Source organism: Bacteroides sp. AF32-8BH, assembly GCF_003435205.1.
Taxonomy (GTDB): Bacteria; Bacteroidota; Bacteroidia; order Bacteroidales; family Bacteroidaceae; genus Bacteroides; species Bacteroides ovatus.
In genome coordinates this window covers 135,390-160,851 of sequence record NZ_QVLZ01000006.1, presented here as the reverse complement: position 1 = coordinate 160,851, position 25,462 = coordinate 135,390, and the positions used below count along the sequence as shown (strand labels likewise).

Below are 25,462 nucleotides of genomic sequence, written 5' to 3'. Positions count from 1 at the left end.
TTATCTGTTAAACTTGTACCAATCAAAGTTAAACAGTTTGCAGCCTTTACGTCCTTTGAATACAAAATAAATATCTTGTATTCCTGTGACCGGTTTTACAATATCAGCCTGCAATGTTTTCCAGCATTCCCAACCTCCCGTTGAAGGAATAGTCAGTTCCGCAATTAATGGTCCGCTTATGCTGTCTGTACGTACTTCAAGTGTTCCGCCACGAAGGGCACTGGCAACGGTAGCAGTGAACCGTTTGGGGGATTTATTGCCGAAATCCACTTCACGTACCTTTATATAATCTCCATTATGAATTTCAGATATATATACACCGGTTTTCACATTTGGTTCGGACTTCACACCTTCAGAAAAAGCGATTGTTTCAGCTTCCACCCTTTCGTAAGGATTGAGCGTACCTACCGGTGACACCCCTTCCCGGGTAGCATTAATAATCGGGAAAGTGCCGTCAGCGTTATACTTAAATTGCTCCACCGCCGCACTTCGCCCGAAGCCTCCACCACCCGGCAGCTTACCCGTATGATAGAAGAAATAAGAATTGCCTTTATAGTCTATCACTCCACAATGGTTAGTAAACGAGCCCGTATCTTGTAAAGGCATGATTTCTCCCATATACTTCCACGGGCCAAGAGGTCCGTCACTCATGGAATAGGCAATATGTTCGGGTACACCTCCGGCAGCATAAAGAAGATAGTATTTTCCTTCCCGTTTATGAAGCCATGGACCTTCTGTATAAGTATCTTTATACTTAACACCTTTGACACGCTTTTCCGGATTGGGTGCACCAAAGCTCTCAACAGTCTGTTCCAGTTTGCCCACTTCACCTTTCAAGGAAATCATGTCGTCATTCAATTCTGCATAATAGATATTCGGATTTCCCCAATACAGATAAGCACGACCGTCATCATCAATGAAGACCGTAGGATCAATATAGTCCCAGCTTCCGTCATGAAGCGGTTTGCCGATGGCATCTTTAAAAGGACCGACAGGCGAATCGCCTACCGCCACACCGATTGCCATCGTATTGGAAAGTTTGGAATGCAGGCAGACATACCAATAAAACTTACCATTACGCTCTACACATTGTGCTGCCCAAGCACGGTCGTCCGCCCAGTCGAATGATTCGATGGCAAGAGGAGAGCCGTGATCGGTCCAGTTCACCATATCTTTGGTAGAATACACACGCCATTCCTGCATCCAGAAAAAATCCGCTTTGTCTTCATCGTGTCCCGTATACACATACAAGGTGCCGTCGTGCATCATAGGAGCAGGGTCTGTAGTAAAGCAAGTTTGCACAATCGGGTTCTGTGCCGACAGTCCTCCTTCGGTCATAACCGAAACGAGCAACAATGTGGCTGCGATAAATGTAGATTTCATTTTCATGCTATTTTCAGTGTTTAAATAAATGTGGTACAAATTCTTTCAGGCAACGTCTCCACGTGAGCCATTCATGCGCTGTGCCTTGCGATTCGTAATAATCAACCTCGATACCCAGTTTCCGGAGTGAATCCACCATCTTCTTTGTTCCCATTTGTTCCTCCGTGCCACAGCCGAGAAAGAAATAATTCACTTTCTTATTGAACTTGTCCGCATCCGCAAACACTCCGTTAAAACAAGTCTTCATATCCAGACCGAAAATCGCCCCGCTGAAACTTCCGATATAAGAAAACTTATCGAGATGAGGCAGAACCGTATTGAAAGTCTGATGTCCTCCCCACGAGAGTCCTGCCATAGCACGGTGTTCGCGGTCGGTTTTCGTACGGAATGTCCGGTCTATCATAGGAATCAGGTCTTTCAGAATAACGTCATAAAAGGTGGCGCCATACAAAGCCCGCTCCTCGTTCACATCTTTTCCCGGACGCGGCCGGAACGGAGCTTCCACATCACCGCTATCCATCACCACGAGCATCGGCACACACTGACCGGATGCAATCAGGTTGTCCATAATATGATTCATCTTTCCCTGCGTGCTCCAGCCGGTTTCATCTTCACCCATGCCATGTTGCAGATACAATACCGGATAGCGCTTCTTCGGATGAGTTTCATACTCTGCCGGCGTATATACCATACACAGACGGAACTCTTTCTGCGTTTCGGAGTAATACGTACAGGAACGAACCTGCCCGTGAGGTACCTGTTGAGGACGATAATAATCCCCCTCCTCACCTTCAGGGATTTCGATGCCACTTGCCATACGGCAACAACCGAAGAACGTATAACTGGAAGGATCTGTTACCGACACCCCGTCTGCAATCAGGAAATAATAATGGAATCCTACAGGCAGAGGGTTGGTCGTTGCCGTCCAGAGTCCTCCGGCATCTTTCCACATATCATACTTCTTTCCGCAACAATCCACTTGTAGCCTGTTAGCCTGCGGAGCATAGAAACGAAAATGAGCACGCCCCTCTTTATCCACCCGGGGATAGTCATATCCCGGAATATTAGTGGATGCCGGTTCGGTAGTAATCCCGGAGTTTGGTTCCTTCTCCAACAAAAGGAGTCGTTTCTCGGCATACCGCACTCCCAATTTCCTGTATCCTTCTGCCGTGAAATGCAAATTATCTTCTGCGGCAGGACAGCCCGAAGAAGGAATCACGTATGCGGTCGGAATCACTTGCGGCAGCGTATTGATTATCTCATTCATGCTTGCACATCTGCCATTCTGGTCGGCATGCACCACTTCTCCCGCCAACAAAGGAACATCTTTTGCCTGAAGATTCAAATCCCTCAACAAATTCTCATAGACTCTCTTTACTTTTTGAGGCCACTCTTTATCACCGGTATTAGACTCGCCTTGATGCAAGAGGATACCTTTAATCACACCGGCTTTCTGTGCTTCTACAGCCAATTCTTTTAGTCTACGGTAAGGATTATTACCATACGCTTTCGCGGTATTTTTCAGCCATTCCGGTTGAGAGGCAATATGCTCTTCGCAATTCTCCTCATCAAACAGTTCAATCCTGCAACCACCTACAGCTACATTGATGACACCTACCTTAATATTATCAGGCAGCCTTTCCACTAACGTACGTCCGAAATAATCGGCCGGTGTTAACCCTGTATGGCAACGTACCAACGGAGGAACAGCCTTATACCACTGTCCTTTGACACGTCCCAAAGACGGACAATCAACAGCCGCCATCATCAGAAAGCGTTCATTGACATTGCACGTATCCTGGGCCTCGATCTTTGCATTCCCTTCCATATTGGATTGTCCTAGACAAAGATAAATATGGAAATTCGGGTCTTGTGCAAAGGCAAATATGCCTGCACATAATAAACAACATAAGACAATAATCTTCTTCATTTGCGTATCTATATCATAAATATTAATTAATGCGTAACCTTGCGATAAGGACTTTCCTGAAGATTCAATCGACTGACTTCATCACTACCACAATCAATTATAATTTTATGCAATACAATAGCAGGGCTTAACGGACGAATAATTAATGCATGTATTCCTTCTTTCAGATTAACATTGGAAAAATCCACCACCGACTCTATCAACCGCGCAGCACCGGCGGGATACATCTTCGTATAACAATTAGCCCAAGTCATCTCTGAATTGTAATTTACTATTTGTTCTTTACCACCATCCAAACTGATAGCATAACTATGTCCTCCTTTTATAAAAGGCAAAGTACTATCCAAGATTAATCTTACACGTATATTTTTCATCTCTGAATTAAGCTTCATGCGATATGTCAATGAAGCTCCTGTTACAGGTTGCGTATAGGGCATCAACGACAAACCAGAAAGAGTACGTCCCAAGTCAGGAATAACTGTCCACTCCGTCTTATTCCCTTGTGTACATTCTGCAAAACGTTCCGCTTCCATTACTACCACCCCGCCTTTCTCCTTATACTCATATCCTCCCGGCTTATATGCAGAGACATCCACTCTTATGATTTCGGGCATTATATTTCCTCCTTTAGGCTCATCCCAGCTTGTATAACCGATGTGCGTCTGATCCATTAAATGATTCCATTTTCCATCAGCTATATTGTTATTATAGTCATAGCAAAGTTCCGCATCATACCTGAAACAATACTCCACTCTATCTGCCCATTCATTGGCACGTGGATCGCCCGCAGATGCTAACTTATGATTCATAGCAACCGTATAATACATCTCATAAAGGTTTGCCATGGCCTGAACAGGAAAAAGAATGAGTTCTTTATATGTATCCTTCAATTCTTCCGGTAAAGTCATAAACTGACGATAGGCATGCGCCTCCAAAGCAAGAAATTCATCTGTTACAGCCTTAAATTCTCCACTGGAAAGATTATAAGTTTGGCTATCCAACATTTCTGCAGTTACGCGAGCAGCATATTTACAATACAGATTTAAGATGCGAGCGGCTTCTACTGCATAGTTATCCCCAAACTGTTGTTTACAGAAACTACAAGTATATTCCTGTAAATTATCAGCCGTAAGGTGTCCAGGATTCCATGCCATATTCAAGAAAAAATCAACAGGAAATTCATTCGGTTTCAAGTCACCCACATTTAGAATCCACATTTTATCCACACCATAAGAATAAGTCAAATATAATTGTTCCCACATATGCTGGATCTGTGTCATATTCAGCCATTGATAGGCACGTGGTGCTCCATGTAAATCTACATGATAATACATACCATATCCACCAGGATGCCGTTTATCCTTTAAATCTGGTAAACGACGTACATTCCCCCAATTATCATCACAAAGCAAAATCATGACATCATCAGGTATTTTCATTCCCTTATCATAATATTCCAGCACTTCACTATAAAGTGCCCACAATTGTGGAGTCTTACAAGCAGGTTTACCTGTTACATCTACTATTATTTTACGCTGTCCTTTTACGATTTCCTCCAATAGATGCGTATCTGTATCGGGTCCCATCGGAGCATCACCGTCACCACGCATAGCGATAGTAATTACTTCTTCCTTTCCATTCATTCGCTTGATACCCTCACGGAAAAAACGTTCTACTCCCTCTTTATTCCTCTGATAGTTCCACTCACCATACAACTTACGATTACGGGCATATTCCTGGTGATTACGTGCCATCGGTTCGTGATGGGAAGTCCCGATTATAATCCCCATTTCATCAGCTAAAGGACTATTCATCGGATCATCTGCATAAAATGCTGCACTCCACATGGCCGGCCATAGAAAATTAGCTTTCAAACGGAGGAGAAGTTCGTAGACATGCACATACATCTTACTGTTAAATCCTCCGAACTTTTCAGTTGTCCAACCTCCCATACAAGGCCATTCATCATTAATGAAAATGCCACGGTATTTTACAGCCGGTTCACCATCAGTATAAACACCTTCTTTAATATAAACAGCCTGATGCCTTACCGGCGGAACATCAAGCCACCAGTACCAAGGGGAAATACCTATTTGTTTTGATAATTCATAAATACCATAAATCGTTCCACGCTTATCACTTCCAGCAATCAGCAACACATCTCCCTGTAAACCTTCCAAAGGAGCATGAAGAGTGGTGATTATATATTTTTCATTCTTACCTCTCAATTCTTTACCATCCAGTTTTCCTGTTTTTACTAATTGACGTATAAGTGGGCTTTTGTCAAACGAACCTATGATAATACGCACTTCTTTTCCCGCAATATTCGATAATTCGGGTTTTACAGTAGTCACTTTTTCAAAATCCGTTTGTAAATTACGCACCGCTAACAGCACCCCACGATGTTCTGCATCATCACACCAAATAGAGAACGATCTGTTTTGTGGTGTAACCAAAGGTAACTTGGCATCCGCTGATATAAAAGTGACAAATGGTTCCGCAGCATTCAAAACAGATACACATAAGAATAGAAATATAATTATTATCCGACTCAAAAACATGTTCTTCATTATTTTCTAGTTACATACTGTCCTAAAAACAATTATCCGCAAGATACTACTTGTAAAATGCGGATAATCGAATTTAAGAGAATTCTTATTTTCTTTCGATAACAATGTTGTCGAGATACAAGTCACCGGCACCTGATGAATTGGCTTTCAATTCAAACGTATTTGCCCCTTTTCGTAAGGAAACCGACATTAAGGCTGTATTCCATACAGTATTGTCATTATCAGTTTGTGCAAACTCCGGAGTACCTACTTTGGTATTGTTTATATACATATCTACGGTATTGACTGTAGCCGACGGAGCACGGTAGCGAATACGGATTGTATATACACCATCTTCCAGTGCAGTAACAGCATCACGTACGGCAGCTGCAGAACTAGCACCAAAATTTATATATCCCTGTGCTGTGTAGTTACGTATCGGCTCCGAATCTCCTTTTGTCACTCTCTTAGTCACATTCTTAAAATCAAAGCATTCAGCCTCATACTGATAAGCGCCCTGATAAATTTGTGGAGAAGCGGGAATCTGGATAGATGCTGCAGTAGATACAGTTAAACGATCGGTGGCTTTTCCTGAACAATTGACCGTCAAATCCAATGGTCCGTTATGAGTGACAGTCAGCGTATATACATCTTCTTTCCAATTCTCGGAAACTTGTGCAGTACCATTGGCTCTGGAAGATACAGAATGAGTTGGTTTGGATGTACATCCATATATCTTGATGACCTCCGTTTTGCTCGAACCACTAGGGTCATAGTTATTCATGTAGAAGGTGAGCTTATTGGCATATTCTTTTATAACACTTACAGTATATTTGGAGTAAGCCAATTCCATCTTGTCACATGTATTGTATTTAAACGGAATTGCAGCATTCCGTATTCCGGCAAGTCCGTTATAAACCACCCAACCATTTTCTATACGTCCAGCATAAAGTTCTCCTGTATACTCTTGTGGGAACCAACGGTTAAACTTTCCAACTTTAGTATTTACATCGCTCCAAGATCCTTCGAAAGTTGATTGGTTGATCTTATACTGGAATGAATTAGCTACATCGTCACACAATTCGAACGCAACAGGAATCGTAGGATAACGGCCCGTTTTCTTAAAGTAACAATGATTATCCCAAAGATTGCCATCATCATCGCGAAGGTAAAGCCCTTCATGCAAATTCTTCGGGCTGCTGTATTTAGCATTATCATCACCGGAATAGACATCTTGAAGAATCACCACTTTCGTGCGGTCAATAACTTCTTTCCGGGAAGGAATACGAATCGTTTTATCAATAATCTTACGGAACATATCTATATTGATATTGACAAATTGCGGAAAACATTCCCAATTACGGCTCTGATAACCATCACCTACACTGACTGCATTCGTCTCCTTAAAACATTGCTGCCATATAAGTTCAGGTCCGTCAATAACAGTCTGACCTGTCAGCATCACATGCTCTATAATAGGCAGCGCACCGGCAGCCGGCGGGAAATCCTTATCGCCATTCTGTCCTTTCTCCTCTGTCCAGCCGCATTGGTCGAAACGGATGCCGTACTGACCTGCAAAACCGGAGAGCCACGTGCCTAAGCAAATTCCTTCGACATTGAAGAAGCCACTTTGTGTGGTGTATTTCTCACACATAATGAAATTTTCAGAGTACAACTTGGCAGTTTGGGCAAAATCAGAATTACGCTTCACAAGAGCAATAGGATTGATATTAGCCGACCAAGTATTACCACAAAAACTAACTACCAGATATCCTCCATATTTATGAGTAAGTTTCAAAAGTTGACTCCAGTGAGCCACTCGTTGTAACCACGATACAGAGAACTGGTCATCATACCCCCAAAACTGCTCGCAATAATTGAAACCAAGAAAGTTGGGATATTCTCTGAAAAACTCATCATATACCCGAACCTGATCGTCACTTTCAAATTGACTATATAAGCTGACATCCTTAAAATGACTAAAACCACCGCTTGAAGGCTGCACCATTGCCCACACATTATTTTCAGCACACGTCCTCAACCACGACTTTGCTATCTCATAACCATACTCGCTTACATTATAGATCCCAGTAGCCTCATCATGGCTTACAGACAACGAGATATTAAAAATGGTAAACGGACGAATATCAGCAGGGATAAGGTCTATGATTTTCTGAGGATCGGCATAATTCCATGAATCGATATGAACAAACCATGCCGGTTGTTCAGGAGAAATAGGACGGCGTAACGCCCCCGTTACCGGAGGAATTTCGGGATTGTCTCCTTTAAAAAGATTCAGTTCGATGACAGGTGTTCGGTCGGTAAAAGTGAAACTGACAGATTCGTCACCAATAGTACTCACTTGTTTAAACTGACTGGTAAGTTTGCCGCTCACCGCCTTGTCAAGGGTACGAGACTTAGTTCCATATTTTACAGTCCAATAGCCGTCAGTGTTAATATCCACTATAGGTGCAACTGTATTGTTTTCATCTAACACCTTGACTTTTTCATCATTCTCAAACGTTAGCCAGGCATCATCAAGAGTCCAATAATATTCATCATGTTCTACTTTGGCACCTACTTTTGGAGAATAAACTACATCCTCTCCTCCGCCTTCCAATGCTGCTATCTGAGCATACATACTGAAGCTTGTACCATCCGACAACTCAATCGTATAACTCGCACCATTATTCACCGGATTGTATGTCTTTACAGCCAGGTCCTGTTGTTTGGCCTCAATAAGCTTACGTAATGCCTTGACATTAGTATTAATATTCTCGACAGCCGTACCGGGTTTCGGTACGGAAGGAGCGTCAGGATCAATGACATCGTCATCTTTACAGGAACCAAGAATACATGCACAGCATACTATTCCGAGAAAAAGTAGGTATGATAGCTTACTTTTCGTATTTAACAAATTCATCATATTCCAACTAGTTATTATTATCATTAAAATGTCAATCTGACTGAAGTTATACTGTTAGCAGATAACAACACCGTTATACCTTCAGCAGATTCCATCAAACCAGTATCGATCACTTCCATATTTTTTGTTTCGTTCGTTTCAACGGCACTTGCTTTTTTTATTCCTGCTAATGGTATTTCCAGCCATTGAGAAGCACCATTCAGATTCAATAATACGATGGTCACTTCACCGGTCTTTTCATCCAAATAAGCAGTAGCACAGACTTCTTCATTATTTGTAACTGCCTTAATACGAGTTGTTTCTGTTGCATATTGAGCATAATGAGCCATAATATAACCATTCTTTGTGATTTCTCCTTCACTCGTCGGACTCCGTTTGTCCGTATCGCCCATCAAACCATAAAAGCGCTTCAAATACCAATATATATAAGCACTGCAATATCCCTCCATACACATGTGAATCTCTTTACCAAGATGATTGAGACTGTATTGCCATTTCAGGAATTCCCATTTCGAAGAATCATCAGAATTCTCACCGTCATTAAAAAGATGTTCTGTCATCCACCATGTCTTTCCTTGAATACGTGAATACACACCACAGATGTAATCGTGGCGGTTCTTAACATATCCGCTACTCAAATCTGTAAACCCTTGATAGAGATGTCCGGCTAGAATATCCGTTTGAGCAAATGCTTCGGCGTTGTTGATAATAGGATCAGTATATTCAGGCTGCATACCACAAGCTTCCGGTGACATCAGCTTCACTCCTGTTTCCCGTATCCTTGCTCCGTATTGTTTTACAAAATCCACTACTTCAGAAGGAGTCCAGTACGTAAATTCCATATCCGGTTCGTTCTGGACGGAAATCGCATAGAGGTTCACCCCTTTTTCCTTCATAAATGTAACATAACGGATAAGATGGTTTGCATACGCTTCATAGTTTTCTTTTTTAAGGTGTTTCATTTCCTTTCCATTCACCGTGATTTTATCTGCAAGCGCATCTGTACAATCCCATGGACATGCAAAGATAATTGCTCCGTTAGCTTGTGCTGCCTTTGCTGCTTCTACATCTGCACTCCAATCTGATTCGTTGGGATAAATCATCAAGCGAAGGATAGAATATCCCAATCCGCCGACACCATACATTTTATCTAATTGTGGTGCAGAAATAAGATTGTCACCACACCAGATCTTCGGATTGTACATGCCGCCAAATCCTACAACCGGCTGATATTTCACCATAGGATCAACAGTTAGTGTAACCGACTTGAATGGCGGTTCTTGTTCTACCAACAAATCAACAGTCGTTTCATTAGTTTTATCGAACAAATGAATGGTTTGTGTACGCTTTTTCATCGTACTGTTTGCCCCACAAGATACACGAACCTTCGTGTACTGTTTTTCCCCAGTATTACTGCCACCTGATGTAGGAGTGACGCTTTTTACAATATCCCCTTCACCAAGAGTTATCTCCCAAGAAGTCTTCGCCCATTCCACCACAACATCCGTCTGACTTTCCCCAGTACTCACAGTAATGGATTTTTTAAGAAAGAGCGCATACGCGCCCTTTCCTTCATCCATTTCTTTTTTTTCATCTTCCCCTCCCGAACAAGCCCCCAAGAGGATATTCGCAAGAAAGAGACAAAATAATAATGTAATATTCTTCATATATAAATAGTCCTTTTAATCCAGAGGAGAGGATTATTTCAATCCGTCCACTATACCTTCATACATTTCATTACGGTTATAGTCCGATGTCCAAGGACACAGTTTATAACCAGTATTGGTCTCTGTAATACCCGATATAGAGATTCCGTATTGCTTGTCTGCAGGAATAAGTCTTCGATACTCCTGCATGATAAAAGCCATATAAGAAGCAGCGGCAGCTCTATCTTCTTCTGTTAATTTATTAATCGCAATAAAGTTGCCATCCAGTTCTTCAACCATCATGCTAAGATCGGATACCCGTATCAGTTTACCAGTCTTACCTAATTTATCAAACAGATTGGTGATCATCGTTTTATTGCCTTCCTGGAAAACAACATCTTTGGAATAAATTGCATTGAGAAGAATATTGTACCCGTCAATTTTGGTAACGTTGTCTGCTTCCCAAGCATCAACTAAAGATATGAGTTCATCAGCCATATTCCCCATTTCATCATATTGACCAAATGTGTTGCTGACAAAAAGCTCAAGATCTACATTGGCATTCTTCACTGTATCACGGGCAATCTTCACGGCGGTACGTGCATAGTCTACTTCACCCAAATATTCACCCCAGTTAAATGTATTATCATTAACAGTCTTATCCAAAGGATTACCAATGATATTCCAAGCTTTTACACTCTTCGTTTCATTCACACCTGCATACACCATACCACCAATCCATTTTTCCATTTCTTTAGTGAAGATTTCCTTTTTCTCTTCTGGAGTCTTTTCGATATGTTGCGGCTTAGCTTCCCATGTAAAAATCAAATTATCGATGTATGCTGTCCAGTTGCCAGAACTGGAACCGATCGCAAATGTTATTTCATTGAGGTCTTTCATTACATTGGGTATCTCAATTGTAGTAGCTGGAACCGTTTCACCCAAAGCAGTGTAAGTACCTTCCTTCACAAAGGTCACAAATACACCATCACGTTTCCAAGTATCATTCTCTGCGTAACCGTAAGCAGCTGCATTTTGATTGAGATTTAATAACTGACCATTAATTTTCACGTACATTCCATAACCATACATCCCTTTTAAAAGGCGCATATCCATTGACATGCCAGTATAATCTCCAAGGGTCTTGCCTTCAGCTAACTTAACTGTAAATTCCGGGAAGTAATGTGAAGCCTGATCTATGTAAAGTACATGACCAGTCTCTCTTTCTGGATCTTCTACTACAGTAGCTGTACCGCTATTGGGAGCACCAGCTCCAGCAACCATAGGATACACTGTATTCAGATTATCTCCTTCAAAATTGATAACCGTAGTACCTTTTCCGGATACTTCATAGTCCATAGAAATATTATCCAGATAAAATTGTGCACCACCCGATGCGGAACCTATCGCTAAATCAAATTCTGTCAGACTTCCTAAACTTTCGGGTATTACCACTCCGGGAGCAGTGGCATCTTTCAGATTAATTGTTCCTTCACGTTTCCATTTGTCACCTCCGTCACAGAAACCATCTCCATTTTTTCCTACATTAAACTCCGTTCCATTGATAAAGACTCGTAAACCTTGTCCCCAAATCCCATCAGTTCCTACAAAACGCAAATCTATATTCAATCTAACGTAGTCTCCGAGTTTTCTTCCTGCAGGCAAAACTACGTGAAATTTAGGATAGGAATAAGCAGCTTTCACATCATCTGTTCCCACATGCAAAACATGACCGCTTTCACCGGCAGGGTCTTCCTCAACTGTAGCCGAACTATTGCCAGTCATAGGATAACTTGTACCGATGGCATCATTTTCGAAATTAAACAACTTAGTCGTTCCTTTTTGTACTTCCACCGGAATATCTATCGGCTCGATAAGCTTATTATAATATGCGGCACGCTGTCCTTGGTTTGAACAAAGTACCCCTCCATAAAGAGTCACGCCAGCCTCCGCTGCTACATCGGCAGCCGTTTGCATGCCACCAAAATTGTAAGTACCGTCCTCCTTTAGTGCATTTAGCGGATCGTAAGAACCGTTCATATCCACTGCATCAAAATTGGTAAACACTGTACTGAATGCAATTTCTTTCTTTACAAATTCGCTTCCCGGTACATTTACAGCCAACTGAAAAGGTGTACCACTACGGTCAATATACGACTTCAGCAGGTCAAATTGAGCTAAATATTCGTTGATAGCTGCATTCTGTGGTTTCTCTACTTGAAGCTGGCAATCATATTCGTCTGTACACGACATTATCGACGCAGCGATCAGTGTAAAAGCAATTATCTTGTTATTGATGTATTTCATATACTCTTGATTTTAACGTTCATATCAAAACATCATTTTCTCACTACTTCGAGTGACTTGCCACCATACACATTACGTGTACGTAACACCAAAGTGTCTTTTGTTGCAAGCTGAATGTTATTGTCTGTCAAATTGACTGTATAGTCAAGATAAATGGCATTCCTGTCTTTTCCGCCAAGACTATTTTTCTCACCTTTGCTGACAAACTTGCCACTACCGCTTACCACTACATTCTGCGAACCAGAGTGTACAGTGCACGAACCATCTTCTGCAAATGACAAACGAACAGTATAGCTAATATCCTTACCACTTTCATCCTTGGTTTTCAATGTCAAAAGATTGTCTTTCATACTTTTAGTAGAAATATTCACAACTTCATCATTTTCCACAAACTGTTCATGGCGAATAATATCTTTTGATGTACCTGCTACAGTAGCATGATCAATACCACGACGCAAGTACTCTCCGTGCCAAGGATTCACATACTTCACTGCATACAAGACAAAATTCTGCGGCAATATGCTCCAATCACTGGCATTAGTTAACACCGGATTTTCAACAACCGGCTTCCCTTGCAAAATAGAGTCCGCCCCCTGAACATTAGTCATCAACAAAGGAATGACATAATTCTCACTGATCGATTTTTCATCAGCAAAAAAATCATCCGTCAACTGCACTTCTACTCCCGCCATTATTTGCCCTTTAGGAATCGCAATTCGATCGGAAGCCAACGTGTAATAAGAAGCCGGCATAGGGACAAGAGGCTGATCTGTATCTTTAAAATAAAGATTGTCACACAAGGACTCATCCACTTTAAAGTTTATCACCACATTGTTTCTATTAGTATATCCTCCACCCCAAGCAGCTTTTATTACCATCTTATGCTGATTGTCAAGAGTGTTATCCACAAATTCACTCTCACCAAGCTCTATGGTACGAAGTCCGTATTGGTTGGCAAAATATACTGTCTGGTAATCGAAATCAGGAAATTCATTGTCACTACTTTCGCATGACGTCCAAGTAAGGATCAATAAAACCAGTCCGATATATGCTAAGTTCTTTTTCATAACGTACTTTTAATTAAATATAATTCTATAATTATTTCCACCCTCTATTTTGTACAAGGTTGCTGAACTTGAGTATTTCAGAATTTGGAATCGGGCAATAATACATGTAATCTTCATAATTACGTTCTTCGACAACGAATTCATTAAAAGAATGTCCATCTCTGTCCCAGTCGATACCACGTACCGGCTCGTTCAAGTTTTCTTTCCAACGACGTATATCCCAGAAACGGAAACCTTCAAAACAGAGTTCCAGACGACGTTCATTACGAATAAGATTAGCCATTTTGTCTCTATCGCCCGCACATTGTTCCAGATAAGGATCAGAAGTACCGCCTATACCGGCACGCTTACGAATAGCCTTGATTACATCATAAGCCGAATAACCATTTCCATTATCTCCTTTAGGTCCCCACGCTTCATTAGCCGCTTCAGCATAAGCCAAATACATCTCTGTATAACGAATACGTGGAATATAATGCTGCTGATTCGTAACCGATCCGAGCGCACGATTTACATCCATACGCAGTCTTTTCTTCATATAATAACCGGTACGTGTAGATCTCTGCTCTTTCACATCTATACCGTCATCAGTGCCCGATTTACGCCCTGTATATATAGGTACATCGCCTACTCCAGCTATACTTCCGTTATAGATAATATATTTTGCCAAACGAGGATCACGTCCATTATAAGGATTATTCTTATCATAGTTACTGTTAACAATGTCCGAGATAGGATACCCATTAGCCATAGGGAACGCATCAACAAGGTTTTGTGACGGATTCATATTGCCACTACCATTCAAAGAAGGCGGAAAGTTATTTGCCTCCTGTGAATTGGCAGCCTCACTATTACTAACATTTTCACGCCAAATAATCTCTTTAGGATTAATGCCTTTTTGCAAGTTCTCTACTACCTCTTTTGAATAATATTCCACTCCTTTATCATCCAATCCGCCCAATCCTCCATTGTAGTTGAGTACAGCGGCAGCCGCATTAGCAGCATCGGCCCATGAAGCAGGATTAGAGGCATCCTGAAAAGCCGGACTAGCAGCCAAAAGAGCTGTACGAACACGATAAGCACGTGCAATCAGACCATTGAATAACTGACGGGACTTCTCTCCCATTACAGTATTATATTTACCTTTATCCTGAGTAATACTCTGAAAATCGGCAGGTATCTCATTCACATCATTATACTCCCAAGGAAGTAATTCTTCGGCTTTTTCCAAGTCACTATATATCTGCTGTACACAATCAGCAAACGAAGCACGAGGTAAATTAAGGTCCGAGTTTATAGTAAGATACTCTGTCAAACGAGGTACACCGAGCAATTCTCCGTTTTCTCCAAATCCAGCATGTGCACGAAGCAAATAGTATAAAAACATACCGCGAAGTCCATAAGCTTCCCCCTTGGTACGACGAGCAAACAATTGTGCTTTCTCTGCATCATCCGACCACCTTACCTTATCCACATTTTCCAGGAAAAGATTGATATACTGGATAGAACTGAACGAATTGGTCCATTGATTGATAGGCGTCCATAACCGGGAAGTCCAACCACCGGTAGCCATCGTGAGAAATGCATTGTTCTTCTGATTAATGACAGCATCATCTGTTGCATATTCACTATTATCATAGTATCCCGGAACGCAACGGTACACATTCACCAGGAAGCCTTGTGCATATTGAGCATCGTCGTACATCTGTTCCACATCCTTGAAGTTCTCGATGGCCGGCTCGAAAAGGTCATCGCAACTATTCAGCATCAAGGCAGCAGCTACCAAAAATATTATTTTCTTTTTCATATTATGTACTATCTTTTTTAGTTAGATTTAGAATGCGGCCTTAAAGCCTAGATAGAAATTCCGGTATTGGGGAGCCCCCAAACTCATCTCCATATACTCACGTTCTTTTGCTATTGTAAGTAAGTTGCTTCCACCACAATACAAGCTAAGTCCACGTATGAAAGTTCCGTTGAAAGTATCTGTAGGAAAATCATAAGTAAGCTGCACATTACTCAAACGGAAAACATTATTCTTGTACATCCAGAAAGTAGAATTACGGAAGTTATTATCACCATTGCTGGTAGAAAGACGAGGATAAGTAGCTGTTCCTTTCGTTTCTTCAGTCCAACGTCCCATAACGATTTCTGAGAACTTGCTCGTACCTCTGTTCCAGTAATAAGAATTATTTTTAAAAGCCACCGCACCGGTTTGTCCCGATCCCATTGCAAAAAGAGTAAAGTTCTTGTATTTCAATGTCAAATTCAAACCAAAAGTAAATGGTGATGTAGACCACCCGCCTGCACCCAGATCAATCTGATCATCACTATTGATTACACCATCACCATTGATATCCTTATACTTCAGGTCACCGGGACGAACTGTGCCGAATGTCTGCTTGGCATGTTTCTCGATATCAGCCTGATCTTGAAAGAAACCTTCGCAAACATATCCATAAGTTGCATCAAGTGCACGCCCCTGGCGCAACAAATAAGACTCATTCGCCACTTCATCACGAATAGAAGCTTTTGAAGAAAATACCATTCCATTAAACCCGAGAGTCACGTCGAAATCACCTATCTTTTTATTTGCACTTAGTGAAAAATCAAAACCAGTACGTTTGTCTTCATTATAATTGATCCAAGGTAAAAATGAAAGATCTGTACCTAAATCGAAAAACGAAGGATAAATAGTAGAAGCACCTTGAGTAAGAAGTCCACTAGTCTTCTGAGTAAAATAGTTCGCATTAATTCTCAACAGTCTATTGAATAAAGTGGCGTCTATACCTGCACGAACTTCCTCACGAGTGATAAAGTCAAGATTCGGATTGTCACCTCGTTTTGAACCGGTCGTATTACCACCCACCGTTCCATCATACCATTGAAACCAACCGCCTTTGTCAGAAAAATAGCCCTTATACATATAGTAATCAGAAATATCAAGATCCTGATGCAACTTGGCATAAGAAGCCGTAATCTTCAGATCGTCCACAAAGCCTACACTTTCCATAAACTTCTCTTTACTGAGTCTCCATCCCAAAGTGACCGATGGAGAAAAAGCGTTGCGATTTCCTTCCGGCAGCTTAGCTGAATGTACCAAAGCACCACTAAAGTCTGCATAATATTTATGATCGTAATTATAAGAAGCACGCAATCCCAGATTTACGTTGCTGGTACGATGATAATCACTACTCTCATGACCTTCATCAGCCGAACTTTGTGTCTGATATCCCCATCCCAACAAGGTCGCAGATACATTATGGAATGTCTTAAATGTACGGTTATAATCAAACTGTGCACTGAAAGTCATGGTCTGGTCGTAAGTCGATTTACCTACATATTCGTTAGTTGATTTTGTATCATCATTGAATTTGGTAAGTCCGATAATCATATCCTTACCATTCACATTAGACCATTTAGGCTCATAAATAGCATACTTTTCAGCATAAGCTTCTGAATAATAAGAAGTGTAATCTACGCTATAAGCAGTTTTGAAAGATAAACCCTTTAACAAGCCTCCAAGATCCGCCATCACCGCCACATCAAACATAAATCTACGTGCTTTTTCCTTCGTATATCCAGCAGCAAGCAATTCGGAAAACGGGTTTGTCGTGTCTGCCGAAGTACCTCCTAACAGATACTTACCGTCTATAAGATGATTGCTGTTAGTTATATATTCCTGTATATATGCAACATTAGGATCCATCATATCAATGGGTAATAATGGTGCAAACCAGTTGGGGCGCAATGTAGAAGCCGCTCCCCAAAAGTCACCACGGCCTTGATAACTATTGTCAAAGATAATAGCAGCATTAGTAGTTGCTTTAAGCCATGAAGCCAGTGCCATATCCACATTACCACGTACATTAAAACTCATATCATAAGCTTTCTTTGACTCACCGTATTTCAACAGGCTATTAGCATAATTCATACCGAAGTTCAAGTAATAATGAGTCTTTTCATTACCTCCATACACTTCACCCGTAACATCAGAATTAGTATAGAACTTTCTTAAATAATCTGAACTATAAAAGTCTATGTCCGGATAACGATAAGGATTAGTACCCATTGCCGTGTTATAAATAGTACCGGCATCATACCTTTCTGCTATACCGTCATTACGACAGGCTTCATTGTACATGGTCATATAACAATCTGCATCCAAGTACTTAGGATAAGCCTTCGGGACATTCACCCCTACATTGGCACGAACATCGATATGCATGGGTGAATCTTTGCCTCGCTTGGTGGTGATAAGAATTACTCCTTTCGCGGCACGGCTACCATAGAGTACCACGGCTGCCGCATCTTTCAGCATAGATATACTTTCCACTTCCGAAGCCTTCACACTTGATGCACTACGAGGCACACCGTCTACCAGTACCAACGGTCCTTGTCCCCAAAGGGATGATCCATTGTAACCACCGACAAAACTTTCAAGGCCCACAAGGCTATTATTGTTAGCAGTCTTCTTTGTCAGCTCTGACGTGTTGACAGTAGAAATGGCATGAGTCAAATCTTCCTGAGCAACTTTGCCGAAAGCCACATTCACTAAGCTGTCCTTGCTTTCCTCCTGTGCTTGCACACCTGTCATGCTAAGCAATGACATGGCAAAAACAGTACAGCCGATATATATAAACTTTCTATTCATATTTCGCGTCATTATTAGTTAATACGTCATGATTACCATCCCGGATTCTGGCCAAAGCCTTCATACAAGTAAACATCTGCTTTGGGTAATGGCAGCCAATAGTGTCTGTCGGTATACTTTCTCTCCACCAGTACCACTTCTTTCAAATTCATGATTTCATTCTCCTCCGGATGCTCTTTGTTATAGCTTGCGGTAGGTACACGGTCAAACTCAATCTTTGTCTTCAAGGTATAAGGACTCTTATCAAGAAGCATCCAACGACGGAGATCCATAAAGCGAAAGCCCTCAAAAGCAAGTTCTACGGCACGCTCGCGGCGAATCTCACCAAGAAAGTCTGTCGTATTTCCAGTAAATCGATCAAGTACGTGAGCCACACCGGCACGATCACGAATCTCATTGATAGCATCCTCAGCCGTCATATAGAAGCTAGAAGCTTTACTTTGCGGAGAACCATAACCTACAGCCGTTGCCTCCGAGTACATCAGATAAACATCCGCTAAACGCATCAAACTTAAAACAGCGTAGTGAGCACCTCTGACGTTAGCATTATTCACTATTTTTAGACAGAGCTTACTATTCATATAACCTGTAAAACACCCTTTCTGTGGATCTTTCTCTTCACTGTCCGCTCCATTCGTATACAACTGGCAATATTGTCCGTTTCCAGTTTCTCCACACCATTCACCGTCAAATATGATGTCTTTATAAAAACGCGGATCACGATTTTTCCAAGGATACTTAGGATCATATCCTGATTCTGCATCGGCTTTTGTCATATCTTTGATCGGATAGCCATTAGCCATACCAAAATAATTTACATAATTAGCAGTCGGATAACATTTAATACCAGCATTGATATGAGAACGCGGACGAAAATCTGTATTCATGTTATAGTTCCAACGACCATCATACTGCACTAAATTTTCGCGGAAGATAGCTTCTTTCACCCCGTTAAGCTTACCGCCGGAATTGTATACGACAAACAGGTCGTTATAATTTTCCATATCTGCTAATTCATAGCGTTTAGTATCCTCAACAATCTTCAAAGCTTCGCCAAAAGCTTCAGCTGCACGCTTACAACGTCCCGCATCATACTCTTTGTCACCTCCGGAAGCCCAGTTCATTAGCGGACTACCCGCCCAAAGCAATGTCTTCCCTTTATAGGCCAAGGCCATAATTTTATTAATACGAGTATCATTCAAACCAAGAGTAGCTCTACCAGCTGTGGTTTGGTCCCAGTCAACGGGAAGCAAAGGAATAGCATGGTCAAAATCAGCCACACATTTTTCAGCACACTCTTGCCAGGTAAGTCTGGATAATGCAGGAGCAACATCTGGCGGTAATACTTGGTCAACATAAGGCATTCCACCCCACCATTCCATCAACATAAAATGAAACCATCCACGGAAAAAATAAAGTTGTCCTTCAATAAGATTACGTTCTTCTTCTGTAGCACTTACCAAATTACCAAGATTAGCTATACCAATGTTAGCCTTACGGATACCATACCAGCAAAGTTTCCACAAATTACCCTTATCACTGCGTTCCTGTGAATTAGCCTTTCCACCACGTATAGAAGAAGGATAAGAATAATAACAGGTAGTCCATCCCCAGAAATCACCATAGTCAATATTACGGGCAAAGAGGCGAAGCTCCTGTGGCTCCCAATAATCTTCCTCACCAAAATTAAAACTAGTATGATACTCACTGTTTGATACAACAGGTATACAGTTATAGAGTTCCTCGGTAAATCCCTGGAAATTCTTGAAATTCTTATATGGATCATTTTCTTCAATGTCACTATATGGAGATTTGTCCAAATAGTCAGTACAAGAAGTAGCTCCCAACATACCGGCCAAAGTGATGACCGACGTAAGGAATATTTTATTAATATACTTATTCATAGTCTTTACTTAGTATTTATAAAGTAATGTCGATACCAAGATTGAAACGGCGCATTGTCGGATAAGCACCATCAGAAGAACTATATCCGGTATTAGATTCGCGATCATCCGGCATTTTAGTCCACATATAAAGATTATCACCGTTCAGATATATACGGCAGTTTTTGATCCCCATCTTCTTCAACCAGTTTGATTTTTGGAAAGTATAGGACAATTCAACGTTTTTCAAACGCAAATAAGAACCATCGTACCAATATCTAGTGCCTGATGCTGCTTGATCAATAGTGGTCCCCCAACGCGGTGCGGGCAGAGTAGCACTCCCATCGGGAGTCCAATAATCACCTTCAGCATAAGCTACATGGGCAGTGCTACGGAACGTCGGGAAATTGACTTCACGAGTCACATTGTTTACTCCATAGAACTGTGCAAAAATGCTAAATCCCTTCCATTCAGCTCCAATTGAAGCATTGTAAGTATTCTGAGGCATCGTAGAATACTGATAGGGAGCACGGTCATCAGCATCAATTACACCGTCGCCATTAAAATCGACAATGTTATAATCCCCAGGGAGTTTTGCATCATTACCCGTTGTCCAAACCGGACTTCCAATCACGTCATCCCATGTAGCAAGATTACCATGATCAATATAAGAATATACCTGATTAATGGCGTGTCCCGCCCCTTTCTGGTAATCAGGTTTCAAAGGTGCATCATCACGGAATTTTACTTTGTTGACAGCATGAGTCATGCTAGTATTGAGCCAAGCACGAATACCATTATTAAAAGTATGGTTCAATCTCAACTCCAACTCATAACCATGACTGCTCACTTTACCGAGATTAGCATAAGGAGCATCAGTTCCAAAATAAGAAGCTATCGCTCTATCGCTTCCCTTCACCAAAATATCAGTACGAGTGTCATTGAATATATCCACCGAACCGGCAACCGCCCCTCCTAAAAAAGCATAATCAATACCTAAATTTCTCTTTTCTACAGTTTCCCATGAGATATTAGGATTCCCCAGTCGACTGATTGTGTAGTAAGTATAAGGAGTATTAGCAGGCTTAATATTACCCATCAGTGTATTACCTCCATAATCCAACTGATTTTTATATAAGAAACGACCATCTGTAAATCTTTGCCAAGGCTGAACCACCGCATCATCTCCCACTCTACCCCAAGAAGCTCGTAACTTCAACATATCGAGAAATTTCAGATTGTTCTTAACAATTTTTTCCTCGCTAATCATCCATCCTAATGAAAAAGAAGGGAAAAAAGCAAAACGGTAATCAGGACCGAACTTCTCAGAACCATTATAGGCACCATTAGTTTCAAAGAAGTAGCGCATAGCATAATTATAAGTTAAACGAAACACCCAATCTTCACGATAAATAGGGAACACACTGCCCGACGCTTCTTTCAAACGACTGAAAAGAGCAAGAGCAGTCACTTCATGTTTACCGAAATTTCGTGCATAATCCATTTGCATGGAATAATAAAGCTTACGATAAGTAGCACCAGTATTCACGCTACCAGCCTGATGTTCCCAATAGATAGGATTGATAATAGCATCCAAACCGGTACCAAGCTCCGGTTGTTCCAAAATAATTTCTCCAGTATCAGGTCTAACCCACATACGCTGAGAATTATGATACATATCATTGACACCACGCTTATTTTCAACGAATGTATAGTCCATTGAGAAATTAGCTTTGAATTTCAGCCCTTTGGTAAGCATATGCAAATCTTGCTCAAGGATAAAATCTGAAGTCATCTTTGTAGTCGTACGTTTCTCCGACCCTGCTACAGCCAGTTTGTATACGGAATTAGGCACATCGGCATCACGAGGTTGATACCATCCCCACATACCGTTAGAATAAATCGGACGCATGGCATCAGGAGCACTTTTATAGGCTGCTGCCCAAAAAGTTGCATCTTGGTCATTATAGTCCCATGGTACGGTACGCTGAGCATTCGATCCAAATAGATTGGTAGAAAACTTTGTAGTTTTAGTCAATTGGAAATCCAAATTACTACGCACATTAATACGATTATAGCCAAAACCATAATCATAGCCACGACGGTTATCATATACTTTAAACAAGTCACCCTCACTTACAAAATCAGCCGCTGCAAAATAACTGACAATTTTTGTACCTCCGGAAACATTGACACTGGTATTGTAAGACATGGCTGTACTATTAAACAGTGCTTTTTCCCAATCAGTATTAGGATAACGATCCCATTCTTCCGCATTGGCAGGATGACGATACTTATCAATAATGGAAGTCGGAGTATAGTCATTCCAGCCATTAGGATTAAGACAAGCCTCGCGTTCAATAGAGTTATTCAACAGATAAAAAGTATCGTATGCATCATACTTCTCCGGTAGTTTGGATGCCACCTTTGCTGTTACATTAGCTTTGATTTGCACACTAGCTTTTCCTTCCTTACCACGTTTGGTAGTTATAAGAATTACACCATTGGCACCCTTCACACCATAAACAGCCGTAGCAGAGGCGTCTTTTAGCACTGAAATATTCTCTACAGACGAGATATCTACCGAACTCATCTCACGTTCAATACCATCCACCAATATTAAAGGTTCACTATTATTCCACGAGCTCTGTGTACGAATGATAATCTGAGGATCTTCTGCACCAGGCATACCAGAAGAAGCAGAAGTAATAACTCCCGGCAAAGACCCTGTCAATGCTGAACCAAGACTAGTTACACCACCGGCACGTTCCAGTGTCTTGCCACTTGTCTGCGTGATAGCACCTACCACTGACGCTTTCTTCTGTTGTCCGTAACCTACAACTACGACTTCTTCCAGTTGTTTGGTATCATCTTCCAACGTCACTTTTATCATCCCTTTGGAAGATACTTTCACTTCCTGTGGTTTCATTCCTACATACGAAACAATAAGGACAGACTTCTCACTGGGCACAGTCAACACAAAATTGCCATCTATATCTGAGATCGTACCTACTGAATTATTACCTTTTAAAGTTACCGAGGCTCCAATGATTGTCTCACCATTACTGTCAAGAACCGTTCCCCTCACCGTTATCCCTTTCTGTGCTGATGCTGTTACAAAACTAAACAACATAAGGAGAAACAGGTAAGGAATTTTTTGAATTTTCTTCGTTACATTTTTCATTACCATTAGTTTAAGATGTTAATTAACTACATTGTTTTCTAATCATCATTCTTTTTTTAATTGCATTAGCTATCATTATAAATATCACTCATAGTTACTAGTATTAGATTTATATAAAAAAAATAATTATTTGCAAGTAGCGTATAATCCAATTGTAGTACCGGTAAATCCACCAGCCGTTGTAGTAGAGAGATAACTGGGATCTACATCTTTACAAAGCAGTTTCCAGCTTTTTTCACCATCAATAGAATAATAGAAATCGTAACCAATTCCTTGAGATACTAATTTCAAATATACTTCATTTGTATCTGCGTCTATTTCATCTGAAGCCAATGTCTGTTCCTTTTCACCGATTTGTTTCAGAGAAATATTTTTATTCTCACCCACTTTATTCAAGCAGAAGAAATATTGATGTGTCTCATCTTTAAACAACAGCATTCCGGCTGTTTCCTTATCGTTAGAAGGATTGAACAACATACGGGTAGCACATTCAAATTTATGATGTTGTAACCGACGACAGACAAATGCCGGAGTTTTCTTTTCCGTAGCGCTAATATCTGCACACTTCAAGGTCAGGTATCCGGGTGTTTCCGACAAAGAATATAGATCGGATGCAGAAGTTCTTAAAGTCATCCATGGCATATCAAGTACAGGAGAATCAAAGTTCTCTACTAACTCGAAATTACCATAAGTAACTGTCGTATCGCGTTTCACACCTTCACGTTTTACAATCATAGGTACTAAATCATCGCCTTGTGTCATGTACGGGAATCCGTCTTCACTCCATTTCACCGGCATCATAAATGTTTCACGTCCCAAATTCTCAAACTGATTATTAATAGAGCGACAAGCCAGAAAAACAGCCCACCAATCTCCCTCTTTTGTTTGAATCAAGTCTGCATGACCAGCACAGGTTACCGAATTAGGACGGTCAGAATTCAAATGTCTTTGCGTCAGAATCGGATTGTTTTTCCATGGAAGAAACTTACCCATCGGAGAATCACCACGGAAAATCACTTCCGAGTGCCAGTTTCCCGTTCCACCTTCGGCGGACATCAAGAAGTACTTTCCATTTATTTTATATAAATGAGGGCCTTCTATCCAAATTGGTTTGTCTGCCGGTTGAGCTCCTTTGTTTACAAGAATTTTACGGGGACCGACCGTCTTATCTGTTTTCACATCAAACTCTTGTATACGTATAGTACGGTGTCCGCTATATTCAGGCTTATTATCCGGAGCCTCATCATTATTAACAATATATGCCTTACCATCTTCATCAAAAAAGAAAGAAGGATCAATACCTCCGACCTCCGGCAACATGACGGGTTCCGACCATTCACCAAACGGGTCTTGCGTCTTAACAAAGAAATTTCCGGCTCCTACATTGGTTGTTACCATATAATATGTCTTGTTATACGGATTATAAGAAATAGCCGGAGCAAAAATACCGCCACTCACTTTCTGTCCTTCCATATTCACTAATTGCGAAGCACGGTTCAACACATGCCCTATCTGTTTCCAATTCACCAAGTCTTTGCTGTGAAAAATAGGAACACCGGGGAAATAAGTGAATGTAGATGTTACCAGGAAATAATCACCTTCTCCATTTGTGCAAACACTAGGATCAGAATACCATCCCGGCAAAATAGGATTATAGAAATAGTCTTCATCTGACAGAGGATTGGAAATATAAAAATCATCATTTCCTTTATAAGAAAAATAATCAAAGAGAGCCACAGATTTTCCAATAGCCGGTAATTGTTGTTCTTTCTTTGAGTTACATGACATCATTGTTATCCCCAACATAAATATGGAGAGCCGGACGATTGACATTAATTGTATTACCTGTGTATTCTTCATAATACCTCTTATTTTCTTTATAATCAAATATGAATTACTGATCTTTTTCTGCAAAGATATGCCAGCTTATAAA

The 25,462-nt window shown here is 41.0% G+C and carries 12 protein-coding genes; all 12 read right to left on the bottom strand.

Going from position 1 to position 25,462, the window contains the following annotated elements; translation table 11 throughout:
- The 12 genes from DWZ47_RS05990 to DWZ47_RS05935 all read right to left on the bottom strand — a co-directional run bounded on the left by DWZ47_RS05990 (position 1) and on the right by DWZ47_RS05935 (position 25,389).
- On the bottom strand, positions 1 to 1,389 hold the full coding sequence (locus DWZ47_RS05990) for a glycoside hydrolase family 43 protein (protein WP_117512549.1): 1,389 nt from the start codon (positions 1,387 to 1,389) through the stop codon (positions 1 to 3).
- A 7-nt stretch (positions 1,390 to 1,396) separates the two neighbouring features.
- Positions 1,397 to 3,313, bottom strand: a complete 1,917-nt coding sequence (locus tag DWZ47_RS05985) for a sialate O-acetylesterase (RefSeq protein WP_117512548.1) — start codon at positions 3,311 to 3,313, stop codon at positions 1,397 to 1,399.
- 26 nt (positions 3,314 to 3,339) lie between these two features.
- Positions 3,340 to 5,883, bottom strand: coding sequence for a glycosyl hydrolase 115 family protein (locus tag DWZ47_RS05980; protein ID WP_117512547.1), 2,544 nt, complete (start codon positions 5,881 to 5,883; stop codon positions 3,340 to 3,342).
- Positions 5,884 to 5,968: 85 nt separating this feature from the next.
- Positions 5,969 to 8,788 carry a glycoside hydrolase family 98 domain-containing protein gene (locus DWZ47_RS05975; protein WP_117512546.1) on the bottom strand — a complete coding sequence of 940 codons (2,820 nt, stop codon included), beginning with the start codon at positions 8,786 to 8,788 and terminating at the stop codon, positions 5,969 to 5,971.
- Between the two features lie 23 nt (positions 8,789 to 8,811).
- Positions 8,812 to 10,455, bottom strand: a complete 1,644-nt coding sequence (locus DWZ47_RS05970) for a glycosyl hydrolase (RefSeq protein ID WP_117512545.1) — start codon at positions 10,453 to 10,455, stop codon at positions 8,812 to 8,814.
- A gap of 33 nt (positions 10,456 to 10,488) precedes the next feature.
- Positions 10,489 to 12,741, bottom strand: a complete 2,253-nt coding sequence (locus DWZ47_RS05965) for an endo-1,4-beta-xylanase (protein ID WP_117512544.1) — start codon at positions 12,739 to 12,741, stop codon at positions 10,489 to 10,491.
- 32 nt (positions 12,742 to 12,773) lie between these two features.
- Positions 12,774 to 13,808 carry a DUF5627 domain-containing protein gene (locus tag DWZ47_RS05960; protein ID WP_004322246.1) on the bottom strand — a complete coding sequence of 345 codons (1,035 nt, stop codon included), beginning with the start codon at positions 13,806 to 13,808 and terminating at the stop codon, positions 12,774 to 12,776.
- Between the two features lie 31 nt (positions 13,809 to 13,839).
- On the bottom strand, positions 13,840 to 15,615 hold the full coding sequence (locus DWZ47_RS05955; protein WP_117512543.1) for a RagB/SusD family nutrient uptake outer membrane protein: 1,776 nt from the start codon (positions 15,613 to 15,615) through the stop codon (positions 13,840 to 13,842).
- Positions 15,616 to 15,642: 27 nt separating this feature from the next.
- Positions 15,643 to 18,462, bottom strand: coding sequence for a SusC/RagA family TonB-linked outer membrane protein (locus tag DWZ47_RS05950; RefSeq protein WP_117512542.1), 2,820 nt, complete (start codon positions 18,460 to 18,462; stop codon positions 15,643 to 15,645).
- 32 nt (positions 18,463 to 18,494) lie between these two features.
- On the bottom strand, positions 18,495 to 20,366 hold the full coding sequence (locus tag DWZ47_RS05945; RefSeq protein WP_004299665.1) for a RagB/SusD family nutrient uptake outer membrane protein: 1,872 nt from the start codon (positions 20,364 to 20,366) through the stop codon (positions 18,495 to 18,497).
- A gap of 16 nt (positions 20,367 to 20,382) precedes the next feature.
- On the bottom strand, positions 20,383 to 23,535 hold the full coding sequence (locus DWZ47_RS05940; RefSeq protein ID WP_004316139.1) for a SusC/RagA family TonB-linked outer membrane protein: 3,153 nt from the start codon (positions 23,533 to 23,535) through the stop codon (positions 20,383 to 20,385).
- 120 nt (positions 23,536 to 23,655) lie between these two features.
- On the bottom strand, positions 23,656 to 25,389 hold the full coding sequence (locus DWZ47_RS05935) for a glycoside hydrolase family 43 protein (protein WP_117512582.1): 1,734 nt from the start codon (positions 25,387 to 25,389) through the stop codon (positions 23,656 to 23,658).
- Between the last annotated feature and the right edge of the window lie 73 nt (positions 25,390 to 25,462).

Excerpts from the sequence above, each read along its gene's own strand:
- DWZ47_RS05990 (WP_117512549.1), bottom strand. The coding sequence starts at position 1,389 with ATGAAAATGAAATCTACATTTATCGCAGCCACATTGTTGCTCGTTTCG.
- DWZ47_RS05985 (WP_117512548.1), bottom strand. The coding sequence starts at position 3,313 with ATGAAGAAGATTATTGTCTTATGTTGTTTATTATGTGCAGGCATATTT.
- DWZ47_RS05980 (WP_117512547.1), bottom strand. The coding sequence starts at position 5,883 with ATGAAGAACATGTTTTTGAGTCGGATAATAATTATATTTCTATTCTTA.
- DWZ47_RS05975 (WP_117512546.1), bottom strand. The coding sequence starts at position 8,788 with ATGATGAATTTGTTAAATACGAAAAGTAAGCTATCATACCTACTTTTT.
- DWZ47_RS05970 (WP_117512545.1), bottom strand. The coding sequence starts at position 10,455 with ATGAAGAATATTACATTATTATTTTGTCTCTTTCTTGCGAATATCCTC.
- DWZ47_RS05965 (WP_117512544.1), bottom strand. The coding sequence starts at position 12,741 with ATGAAATACATCAATAACAAGATAATTGCTTTTACACTGATCGCTGCG.
- DWZ47_RS05960 (WP_004322246.1), bottom strand. The coding sequence starts at position 13,808 with ATGAAAAAGAACTTAGCATATATCGGACTGGTTTTATTGATCCTTACT.
- DWZ47_RS05955 (WP_117512543.1), bottom strand. The coding sequence starts at position 15,615 with ATGAAAAAGAAAATAATATTTTTGGTAGCTGCTGCCTTGATGCTGAAT.
- DWZ47_RS05950 (WP_117512542.1), bottom strand. The coding sequence starts at position 18,462 with ATGAATAGAAAGTTTATATATATCGGCTGTACTGTTTTTGCCATGTCA.
- DWZ47_RS05945 (WP_004299665.1), bottom strand. The coding sequence starts at position 20,366 with ATGAATAAGTATATTAATAAAATATTCCTTACGTCGGTCATCACTTTG.
- DWZ47_RS05940 (WP_004316139.1), bottom strand. The coding sequence starts at position 23,535 with ATGGTAATGAAAAATGTAACGAAGAAAATTCAAAAAATTCCTTACCTG.
- DWZ47_RS05935 (WP_117512582.1), bottom strand. The coding sequence starts at position 25,389 with ATGAAGAATACACAGGTAATACAATTAATGTCAATCGTCCGGCTCTCC.